Raw genomic sequence first — 10,863 nt, 5'->3', positions numbered from 1 at the left:
GTGAGCATGCCGAGCACTTCTGTCCGGAGAATCCGAAAGCAGAGGCAACGATTGAAGTAGCTGCCAATTCAAGGTCTGCTTCTTTGTCCACAACGATTGTGTCCTTACCGCCCATTTCAGCGATAACACGCTTTAGCCAGATTTGGCCTTCGTTTAGCTTGGAAGCACGTTCGTTGATGCGAAGACCAACGTCGCGTGAACCCGTGAAGGAAATGAAGCGAGTGTCTTTGTGGTCAACCAGGTAGTCGCCCACTTCTGCACCGCTGCCCGGAACGAAGTTAAGAACGCCCTTCGGAAGGCCTGCTTCTTCCATCACTTCAACAAATTTCGCAGCCACAACAGGTGTAGTGGAAGCTGGTTTTAATAGAACGGTGTTTCCGGCCACGATTGCCGCAACAGTTGTGCCGGCCATGATCGCAAGCGGGAAGTTCCAAGGAGAGATGATGATCCCTACTCCCAATGGAATATAGTCATAACGGTTATATTCGTTCGGACGGCTGTTGACTGGAACACCGTCTTTGATTGTTAAGATTTGGCGTGCATAGTACTCAAGGAAGTCAATCGCTTCCGCAGTATCAGCATCTGCCTCGTTCCAAGGCTTTCCTGCTTCTTTTGTTAAAAGGGCAGAGAACTCAGCTTTTCGGCGGCGGATAATCGCAGCAGCTTTGAATAAAACATCTGCGCGTGTTTCCGGCTTCACTTTTCTCGATGTTTTGAATGCTTCCACAGCAGCCTGCATCGCTTTTTCCGCAAGCTCGCGGTTTGCCTTTGAAACACGGCCAACCACTTCTTCTTTATTAGAAGGATTGATGGATACAATTTTGTCTTCAGTAGAGATTCTTTCTCCGCCTATTAATAAGTCATAGTCCTGTCCTAAATAGCTTTCGACTGTTTTTAATCCCTGCAGGTATGCTTCGCGGTTTTCTTCTGCTTTAAAGTTTGTGAAAGGTTCATGTTTGTACGGCTGTACCATGATGCCATCCCCCTTTAATAAATTCGTTTTTTCATCCACCATTTTATAATGCAAGAACTGTGCCAAATATAAAAAGCTGATAAATGAGTATTTTCATAAGCTGAAAGCAAAATATTTTTGCCCTTTTCAAATCACTAATAGTTGTTGGTGCAAATTTTCATTGCATATATTCGAATTAGTATATACTATTGAATAAACTGCCGAGTGAAGGAGATCACAATGAATCAAAGGGAATTTGAACAGCTCCAATTGAAAAGCAAGTTCTTTCAGCGGATATTAGATGAAATTGATGTTGGTGTCCATGTAGTGAATGAGGAAGGAAGAACAACATTCTACAATAAAAAAATGGCCCAAATAGAAGGCATGGATTATGAAGATGTATTGGATAAAAATCTGCTGGATGTATTTTCTTTCAACCAAGATGAAGACAGCACCTTGCTTCAGGCGCTCAAAAATGGCAGCAAAATTAAAAATGCCAAACAAACCTATTTTAACAATAAGGGACAGGAAATCACCACGATCAATAATACTTTCCCAATTATGGAAGATGGTGAACAGATTGGCGCCATGGAAATCGCACGTGATGTCACCAAGCTTGAAAAGCTGATCAGAGAAAATATGAATAAACGCGGAGACACCCGCTATACTTTCGATAGTATTATTGGCAGCAGCGACGAAATCCATGAAGTGATTGAAGCGAGCAAAAGAGCAACCCGGACAAGTTCTTCCGTCCTGATTATCGGGGAGACCGGCACAGGGAAAGAGCTTTTTGCCCAAAGCATCCATAATGGCAGCAGCCGCTCTTCAAAACCATTTATCTCCCAAAATTGCGCTGCTCTTCCGGACAGTCTGATAGAGGGTCTTTTATTTGGTACAAAAAAAGGGGCTTTTACAGGCTCCATTGAAAGGCCAGGATTGTTTGAACAGGCAAATGGCGGGACTTTGCTGCTGGATGAAATCAATTCACTTAATCCATCCCTGCAGGCAAAGCTTTTGAGAGTTTTGCAGGAAAAAACGATCAGAAGGATCGGTGATACGAAAGACCGGGCAGTAGATGTAAGAATTATAGCAACCATTAACGAAGACCCGATTGATGCTATCTCAGAAGACCGTATGAGAAAAGATTTATATTACAGGCTAAGTGTTGTTTCCCTCTTCATTCCCCCTCTGCGCGAGAGAAGAAAGGATATCCGGGACCTTGCACAATTTTTCATAGAAAAATACAATCAGCTATTTGGGATGAATGTAGCGGAAATCGATGAAGAAGTAATGAGCAAATTCGAGCAATACGATTGGCCGGGCAATGTACGGGAACTGGAGCATATTATCGAAGGGGCCATGAATCTGATTGATCAGGAAGAAGCGATCAGCTATGTGCATTTGCCTCTTCACTTCCGAAATAAGCCTCAATTCAAGGAGGAGCCGAACGAAACCGGACATTTGGAGGATATGCTGATTCAGAAAAACAAACCTATTAAAACACTCGAACAATATATACAGGAAGCTGAAACCTACTATCTAAAGAAAGTTCTTAAACACCATGGCAATAATATAACCCAAGCCGCAAAATCCCTTGGCATGAGCCGGCAAAATCTTCAATATAGGCTGAGGAAGTACGGAGTCAGGAAAGAAAAAAGCTGATTGGTTCAGCAAAAACGAAAAGCTCCTCACGGGGAGCTTATTTGTATATTATATCGTCCCGAAGCGCTGCAACACGAGTCAAAGCTTCATCGATATCCCTCTCACTCACTCCAAAATGCGCAAGTGCATCATGCAGATGCCGGGCAATCGCATCAAAGTGTTCCGGCTGCAGATTCATGCCCTCATGTGCTTTTGCCATGGAATTGCCTGAGTATTGGTTAGGTCCTCCCAGAGCATAACTGATAAACTTGGATTGATGGCGCTTCTGCTTTACCATATCGGTATGCTCGAAAAACTGATTGACGGTCAGATCCTTCAATACCAGTTCCTCGTAAAAATAATCGACAACCTTTTCAATAGATTCTCCGCCGCCTACTTTTTCATAAAGTGCCTGTTCTGGCATAACTATCGCTCCTTTCAACAAAATGTATTCTTTGCTAACTGAAAGTTCCTATTCAAAAACTTTACAGCCCGAATTAATTTACAATTACCCTATTATTTTTCAAAAAACAAAAAGACTCCGAGGGTACGGAGCCTGAAATTTAAGATGCTAATTGATCTTTTTCTTCGATTTCTTTTCTTTCCTGATCACTCATGAAAGTAATTTTGTAGCCAATCATGGCAAAGAAAATAGCCAGAATCGGCACAGTGAAATTTAAAATCGCATAAGGTGCATATTCAAATGGATGAACGGCCAGTGTTGACATGATAAACACCGCACAAGTATTCCAAGGAACAAAAACGGACGTGACGGTACCTCCATCTTCAAGGGCCCGCGAAAGATTCTTAGATTGCAGATTTTTATCCTTAAATGCCTGTGTGTACATTCTGCCCGGCAGCAGAATGGAAATGTACTGCTCTGCAGCCGCTATATTGGTAAAGAAGGCAGATAGCACAGTAGTGGCTACTAAACTCCTTGCTGAGCGGGCCAATTTCAGGATCTGTTCAACAATGGCTTTTAGCATGCCGGTCTGCTCCATAACTCCTCCAAAGGCCATCGCTACTATCGTCAGGGACACAGTATACATCATATCGTCAATGCCGCCTCTATTAAATAGCTCGTCCACCATCGTGTTCCCTGATTCAATAGAAAACCCGCCTTGTAACGTATTCACGGCATCCCCTACAGCGCCTCCCTGTACAAAAATATGGCAAAGCCAGCCAAGGAAAACACCAACCGCAAGCGCGGGCAATGCAGGCACTTTTTTTGCCACTAGCCCTATAACTATTACAGGTACCAATAATAGCCAAGGGGAGATGACAAAGTTCTCCGATAAAACATTCATGACACCAGAAATTTTATCATTATTCAAATCATCCCCGCCAAATTGCCTTCCCAAAAACCAATAAGCAATAATGGCAATGGACAGCGCTGGAAGGGTTGTGTAAAACATATGTTTTATATGTTCAAAAAGATCTGTACCTGTGATTCCCGCAGCCAAATTAGTCGTGTCGGACAGCGGTGACATTTTATCTCCGAAATAGGCGCCTGAGATGATAGCTCCCGCCACCATTGGAGCCGGGATGCCCATGCTGATTCCAATTCCCATTCCGGCGACGCCAATCGTTCCCATTGTAGACCATGAGCTTCCGATTGCCAGAGTGACAATGGCACAGATAATACAAATAGAGACTAAAAACATGGATGGAGTCATCAGCTTTAATCCGTAAAAGACCATGGTCGCTACAATTCCTCCGCCAATCCAGGAGCCAATTGTCAAACCGACCATTATAATTATCAGAATAGCCGGGAGCGCTAACTTAATGCCTTTATAGAAGCCTTCCTCAATATCGTTCCACTTATAGCCAAAACGCCACGCGATGAAAGCGGATACAATAGTTCCGGCAATTAAAGGCACATGTGGGCTCCCTTCAAACTTAACAATCGTAATAATCATTGCAGCAATCATTACCAGCAGCGGCAGCACTGCAAACCAGAAGGGAATTTTCTTTCCTGTTGTTTCTTTCATAATGTTCCTCCTTTTAAAGTAACACGTCTGATGGTATAACTATTGCAAGATTAATGCCAAGATATAAAATTCAAACATTTTTCAGACTATTTACCCTAAAAAAAATTAATTTATATCTGTTTTATTTAGGTAAGCATGCAAAATATATTGTCGAGCGCCCGCTCATTTTGCATATAAAGCAAATATTTTTTGCATCACAATAAAAAATAAAAAACCGGGCAGCAAAACCCGGTTTTCATTTTTATTACTTCTTAATAAGATCCTCGCGCTGGGACTGGTCAATCCACTCTTGAAGCTTATCCTTAAGTGTATTGAATCCCTGTGCAGATTCGTCTTCCATTTTAATTGGAGCTGCCTGTCGCTTGCGAGGCTTTCTTGCTTTCGCTTCTGCTTGTGGCGCTTCTTCTGTTGCACGGATTGATAAACCGATTTTTCCTGCTGCTTCATCAACAGAAAGAACCTTCACCTTTACTTCATCGCCCACTTTAAGATGCTCATTAATATCTTTTACGAACCCATGAGTCACTTCGGAAATGTGGACTAATCCCTGTGTATTCTCATCTAATGCCACGAACGCACCGTATGGCTGAATACCCGTTACCTTTCCTGTAATAACACTGCCTACTTCGATTTTCTCAGACATGAAAACACTCCTATTTAAATTCAAATTTTATCTCTTTATACGCAATAAAAAATTATATCACAACTTGATTAAAATATCAAAGGAAATTAAATCTCAGACATAATGAAAAACTGACTGTCATTCATTATAATAAAACAATCCGCAAACAATATGTACTCATTCTATTTGTTTGTTAACTAAATGTTCATGAAGTACAGCAAAGATCTTAACTCTACCGTGATAAAATATAACTAGAAGAAATTGTTAGTGGGAGTGATGGATATGTCAAATATAGGCCATAACATTAAAGCTTGCCGCGAACGTGCAAATATGACCCAGCAGCAGCTCGCATTAAAGGTGAGAGTGGGGGCGGGGACTATTGCAAAATACGAAAATGGAGATCAGATTCCTGATACACAAACTGTTTTAAAAATCTCAACAGCCCTGGATATTCCAGCTTCCGAACTGCTTGAACAGGAACTCCAGAAGGGCCAGTCAGGAATCGATTATGAAATCGAACAGCTTGTGCGTGAGATTGGCACAAAAAAAGCAAAGCTTATCTTGAGGAAAGCTAAGGAATTCAGTGAGGAAGATTTCCTCCGTGTCATGCAAATGCTATATGAAATTAAATATGATCAAAAAGTTTTATAAAAGGGAGTATAAAAAAAGGGAATACTGGTTAGCCTTGAAGTGTAAGGCTTTCTAGTATTCCCCCCTTTTTGAAGTTGACAATCTGTTGTGGATTGTCCTTTTTTTATGCCTTCTGATGTTGATTTAAGAAATGGCTAATTCTCTTAATCGCTTCCTGCAGAAGTTCCATGGAAGTGGCATAAGAGCAGCGCACATGACCTTCCCCGCTTTCGCCAAAAATATTGCCTGGCACGACCGCTACCTTTTCCTCCAGCAGCAGCTTTTCTGCAAATTCTTCAGAAGAAAGCCCGGTACATTTAATAGATGGAAAAGCATAAAAGGCTCCACCCGGCATATGGCATGTTAACCCAACTTCATTTAGAGACTGAACAAAATAATTCCGCCTGCGCTTATAGCTCTTTTTCATACCCTCAACATCTGATCTGCCGGTCTTCAAGGCTTCAAGTGCAGCAAACTGCGCCATCGTAGGTGCGCACATCATCGCATATTGGTGAATTTTCAGCATTGCCTGTGAGATTTCCTCTGGAGCGCAGACAAACCCCAATCTCCAGCCTGTCATGGCAAACCCTTTTGAAAATCCCGAAATTAAGATTGTTCTTTTCTTCATCTCTCTGATGGATGCAAAACTCGTATATTCCGAATCATAAGCAAGCTCTGCATATATTTCATCAGAAAGCACCAGCAAGTCGTACTTTTCAGCTATTTGTGCAATTGCGTTCAGTTCATCTCCGGTTAACATGGTTCCAGTCGGATTATTGGGTGAACAAAGTATAATGGCTTTCGTCCGGCGGGTTATTGCGTTTTCCAGCTGCTCAGGCAGAATCTTAAACCCATTCTCCTTTAAAGTCTGGATCTGGACAGGCACACCTCCCGCAAGAGTTACTAAGGGAACATAGGAAACAAAGCTTGGTTCAATCACAATTACTTCATCACCCGGATCAAGGATTGCCCTTAGAGATATATCCAATGCCTGGCTTGCTCCCACCGTAACGGTAATTTCGCTTTGGGGTGAATACGAAACTCCGAAGCTCTTCTGCATATAGCCTGCAATTTCCTCCCGCAGCTCCATTAACCCGGCATTAGCTGTATAAGAGGTATATCCCTGCTCAAGGGAAAGGATGGCTGCTTCACGCACTGACCAGGGTGTGATAAAATCTGGTTCCCCCACCCCAAGGGAAATGACTCCTTCCATTCCTGCAGCCAGGTCAAAAAAGCGGCGAATCCCGGAAGGCTTCAGCTCTTCTACCGTTTTGGATAAATAAGACTTCGTTCCCTTCATTACGGTGACACCACAATTCGTTTGTCATCTTCATTTTGTTCAAATATAGTGCCGTCATGCTTATATTTTTTTAGAATGAAGTGTGTCGTTGTCGACAAGACGGAATCGAGAGTCGACAGCTTTTCTGATACAAATCGGGCGACTTCATTCATGGAACGGCCTTCAATGATGACAGAAAGGTCATAGGCGCCGGACATTAGATAGACAGACCTCACCTCTTTGAAACGGTAAATTCTCTGTGCAACTTCATCGAATCCTACTCCGCGCTTTGGAGCTACCTTTACATCAATCATAGCGGTAACTCCCTCATGGCCATCCACCTTTGACCAGTCAATAACAGAATTATAACGCACAAGCACTTTCTTTTCCTCGAGCTTATCTAAGATGGTTTCAGTTTCTGCCACACTTATTTGAGCCATTTTCGCAATGTCTTCCACAGGGATTCGCGCACTGTTATTTTCTAAAATTTCCAGCACTTCGATTTGCTTTTCAGTTAATTTCAATACTTGTCGCTCCCATCCTTTAGTGATTTACTCTATAAAATAGTTACATTATAGCAAAAACTTCGAAAAATAAATGTGTCACTTTCATTATTTATTAATTTCTTTAAAATCATATGTGTCAAGATTAAGATTAGGGGGAAAATATTGTGAAACCGAATCTAGGAGGGGGTAGGCCCATGGAACAAGCGACATTTTCAGGAACAGAGCCAATTAATGGAACAGATGTTTATTATGAATACTATAAACATGAGTCCTCCAGGAATACCCTGGTTCTGCTCCACGGTTTTCTTTCATCCACCTTTAGCTTTCGCAGGCTGATTCCTCTGCTGCAAACGGAATTCAATGTGGTATCGATGGATTTGCCGCCCTTCGGCAAAAGCGGGAAATCCCAGCAATTCGTCTACTCATATAAAAACCTGGCTGATACGGTTATCCGCTTATCAGAAAGACTGGGCTTTGAAAAAGTCACATTAATAGGGCATTCCATGGGGGGACAGATTGTATTAAATGTTGCACATTCCAACCCTGATCTGGTTGACCAGGCCGTACTGCTGTGCAGTTCCGGATATATGAAACGAATGAAGCCGCATATCATCTTTTCAAGCTACATACCATTCTTTCATCTGTATGTGAAGTTATATCTTCAGCGCTCAGGGGTAAAACAGAATTTAAAAAATGTTGTCTACGATCATTCCATGATTGATGATGAAATGCTCTATGGCTATTTGTCGCCATTTTTAGAAGATGATATTTTCCGGGCATTAACCAGGATGATTCGCGACAGGGAAGGCGATATGCCTGCTGCTGCATTAAAGAAAATAGAAACGCCGTGTCTTCTAATATGGGGAGAACATGACAGGGTCGTGCCGCTGCATATCGGAAAACGGCTGAATAAAGATTTAAAGAATTCCAGGCTGGTGGTATTAAAAGATACCGGTCATCTCGTGCCGGAAGAGAGGCCGGAAGATGTTCTTAAGCACATCCTGAGTTTTGTAAATTCCGTTTCAGTGTGCAGATAAAGTGAAACTTCAATCAGTGGGGATTTCCTTATCCCCCACTGATTGTTAGTCGCGTTCTAGTGTCGCTAAGATCTCCGCTAGCGCTTCGATCAATCGACACTACGAACCCGATTGGTTCAACTAAGCCTCTGCCTGCGCCTCGGCAAGTTTCACTGTATCTCACCAATCGGGCCTTTACGGGCAGTTTGACCTCCGCTTATCCTCCTTTAATCACTCTGAGTCTTGAAGCGGGGGTCTTACTGCCCGTTAGACTGCGATAAAAATAGCAGCCCCCGGGACGGAGAGCTGCCTTTTTTCACTTTACATAGCGCAGGAGCCATTATTCTTGATTTCAAGAAGACGCCCGGAGACTTCTTTGCAATTTTCCAAAGGAATGATTTCCTCAAAAGAAAATTCATATATGGATTGAATCCTCCTCGCTAATTCCACCTGATCATCCAAATCATGGACGGCCTGGATTGAATCTGCAATTTCAGTGTCATAATTGCCCGGGCCCACTCCAAACGGATCCCACTGATCCAGTGTATAAACAAGTAAAAGATTCGTTTGCTGCATTTCCATTTATATCACCTGATTATTATTCGGCTGAATGAAGCCGCAATATTTTAATTTTTAGCATCAATATCATATCATAGAGTCAGGGTACATAAAAGAATTCTAAAGGCGGTGACAGGGTTGGATCGTTTTAATTTCCATCAAAAAATAAGCAGGGAAAATACAGCTTCTGTTAAGTGGGATCGGACCAGGGAGGTTTTCGGCAGATCCGATGTATTGCCGATGTGGGTAGCAGATATGGATTTTCAGCCACCCGAGGAAGTGAAGAAAGCAATAGAAGGCAGAATAGCTCATGGAGTCTACGGATACACGTTTGCTCCTGATTCAACCGCAGACTCTATTGGACAGTGGCTATACAGGCGGCATGGCTGGAAAATCAATAATGAGTGGATTTTATACAGCACCGGAGTAGTTCCCTCCATCGCAACTGCCATCCAGGCTTTTACGGAAAAAGAGGATAAAGTAATGCTCCAGTCTCCCGTATACACTCCTTTCTTTGAAATGATTAAACAGAATGGCCGCAAAGTCGTTAATTCTCAGCTGAAGCTCGAGAATGGCCGGTACGAAATTGATTTTGCCGATTTTGAAGATAAATTGAAAGAGGGAGTAAAACTATTCCTTCTCTGTAATCCGCACAATCCGGGAGGCCGCATGTGGACAGAAGAGGAACTTAGCAAAATAGGAGATCTCTGTGTTAAATATGATTGCCTTATTCTTTCCGATGAGATCCATTCTGACTTAATTTATAAAGGCCACAAGCATTATCCTATTGCTTCAATGGATCCACGATTTGCAGACATTACAGTCACCTGCATAGCTCCGACAAAAACCTGGAACCTCGCAGGGATTCAAGCTTCAGCTGCCATTATTAGCAATAAGAAGCTGCGAAAGGCTTTCCAGGCAGAACAGCACAAGCAAGGATTCTTTACGCTGTCGGCCTTTGGAATCATCGGCATGGAAGCAGCTTACCGACATGGCGAAGAATGGCTGGATGGTCTGATGGATTATCTCGCTGAAAATAAACGGACTGCAGCTGAATTTATTGGTGAACACCTTCCCGGTATTCGCCTGATGGAGCCGGATGGCTCATATCTGCTATGGATGGATTGCCGCGGATTGGGATTAAGTGATGCCGAACTGCGCCAAAGTCTTCTGGAAAAAGGGAAACTCGCCCTGGAACCAGGCCCAAAATACGGTCCGGGCGGTGAAGGCTTCGTCCGAATGAACATTGCCTGCCCGCATGAAGTATTGGCGGAGGGGCTGGAGAGGCTGAAGCGGGCTTTTGAGTGATGTGTGCGGAGGCACGGCTGGGAGGCCGTGCTTTTTTTGAAAGATAAGAAAGTATAAAATTTTGAACGTCGATAACTGTCTAGCGCAAGCAGCCTACCCCCTCGAGGTCACAAGCTTGTCTAGTTGCGGCTCTTAGGGACTCGGGGTCATAAGCCGTTGCCACAGGACGTGGCGCTCTTAGTCTGCGTTCCTTGAAAGGGCAGTCGCCTACACATTTCGGACAATCCTCCCAAAAAGGCAAAGAACGCCTTTCCGGGAGGCTCGTATTGTGCTTGTCGGGGGTGGGCAAGGCGCTTGCGCTTTTCTTATGTGTTTTGCGGGGATTGCGGTGGTCCATTGGGAATGTAATGACCAGTGAAA

Annotated in this window: 11 protein-coding genes; 4 read left to right on the top strand and 7 right to left on the bottom strand. The window is 43.2% G+C overall.

Annotated elements, in window-relative coordinates; translation table 11 throughout:
* Window positions 1–973: aldehyde dehydrogenase family protein (locus PBF_RS19345; RefSeq protein ID WP_035332064.1), on the bottom strand; the 973-nt coding region annotated here is incomplete at its 3' end.
* A gap of 219 nt (window positions 974–1,192) precedes the next feature.
* On the opposite strand from PBF_RS19345, the gene PBF_RS19340 reads away from it, so the two are divergent.
* Complete coding sequence (locus PBF_RS19340) at window positions 1,193–2,614, top strand: sigma-54 interaction domain-containing protein (RefSeq protein WP_035332063.1); 1,422 nt, start codon at window positions 1,193–1,195, stop codon at window positions 2,612–2,614.
* 37 nt (window positions 2,615–2,651) lie between these two features.
* Here the strand turns inward: PBF_RS19340 and PBF_RS19335 are convergent, their stop codons facing one another.
* From PBF_RS19335 to yugI, 3 genes are all read right to left on the bottom strand, one after another.
* Window positions 2,652–3,017, bottom strand: coding sequence for a group I truncated hemoglobin (locus PBF_RS19335; protein WP_035332061.1), 366 nt, complete (start codon window positions 3,015–3,017; stop codon window positions 2,652–2,654).
* A gap of 139 nt (window positions 3,018–3,156) precedes the next feature.
* Window positions 3,157–4,584 (bottom strand): Na+/H+ antiporter NhaC, encoded by a 1,428-nt coding sequence (gene nhaC / locus PBF_RS19330; protein WP_035332060.1) that lies wholly within the window; start codon window positions 4,582–4,584, stop codon window positions 3,157–3,159.
* A 244-nt stretch (window positions 4,585–4,828) separates the two neighbouring features.
* Entirely contained in the window at window positions 4,829–5,227 is a 399-nt protein-coding gene (gene yugI / locus PBF_RS19325; RefSeq protein ID WP_035332058.1) for a S1 domain-containing post-transcriptional regulator GSP13, read from the bottom strand.
* A gap of 261 nt (window positions 5,228–5,488) precedes the next feature.
* On the opposite strand from yugI, the gene PBF_RS19320 reads away from it, so the two are divergent.
* A complete protein-coding gene (locus PBF_RS19320; RefSeq protein ID WP_035332056.1) occupies window positions 5,489–5,857 on the top strand; it encodes a helix-turn-helix domain-containing protein in 369 nt (122 codons plus the stop codon).
* A 103-nt stretch (window positions 5,858–5,960) separates the two neighbouring features.
* On the opposite strand, the gene PBF_RS19315 is transcribed toward PBF_RS19320, so the two are convergent.
* Entirely contained in the window at window positions 5,961–7,136 is a 1,176-nt protein-coding gene (locus PBF_RS19315; RefSeq protein ID WP_035332055.1) for an aminotransferase, read from the bottom strand.
* A complete protein-coding gene (locus PBF_RS19310) occupies window positions 7,136–7,639 on the bottom strand; it encodes an Lrp/AsnC family transcriptional regulator (RefSeq protein WP_035332053.1) in 504 nt (167 codons plus the stop codon). The genes PBF_RS19315 and PBF_RS19310 overlap by 1 nt, the downstream gene beginning before the upstream one ends.
* A gap of 176 nt (window positions 7,640–7,815) precedes the next feature.
* On the opposite strand from PBF_RS19310, the gene PBF_RS19305 reads away from it, so the two are divergent.
* Entirely contained in the window at window positions 7,816–8,658 is an 843-nt protein-coding gene (locus tag PBF_RS19305) for an alpha/beta fold hydrolase (RefSeq protein ID WP_035332051.1), read from the top strand.
* 300 nt (window positions 8,659–8,958) lie between these two features.
* Here PBF_RS19305 and PBF_RS19300 read toward each other — a convergent pair whose 3' ends face one another.
* Window positions 8,959–9,219 carry a DUF1871 family protein gene (locus PBF_RS19300; RefSeq protein WP_035332048.1) on the bottom strand — a complete coding sequence of 87 codons (261 nt, stop codon included), beginning with the start codon at window positions 9,217–9,219 and terminating at the stop codon, window positions 8,959–8,961.
* Window positions 9,220–9,333: 114 nt separating this feature from the next.
* On the opposite strand from PBF_RS19300, the gene PBF_RS19295 reads away from it, so the two are divergent.
* Window positions 9,334–10,503: a MalY/PatB family protein gene (locus tag PBF_RS19295; RefSeq protein ID WP_035332046.1), complete on the top strand. Its 1,170-nt coding sequence runs from the start codon at window positions 9,334–9,336 to the stop codon at window positions 10,501–10,503.
* Window positions 10,504–10,863 lie beyond the last annotated feature (360 nt).

This window comes from Cytobacillus firmus DS1 (assembly GCF_000565285.1).
Taxonomy (GTDB): domain Bacteria; phylum Bacillota; class Bacilli; order Bacillales; family Cytobacillaceae; genus Cytobacillus; species Cytobacillus firmus_A.
Note: the sequence above shows the minus strand (reverse complement) of the source record. Positions and strands in the feature narration are given on the sequence as shown.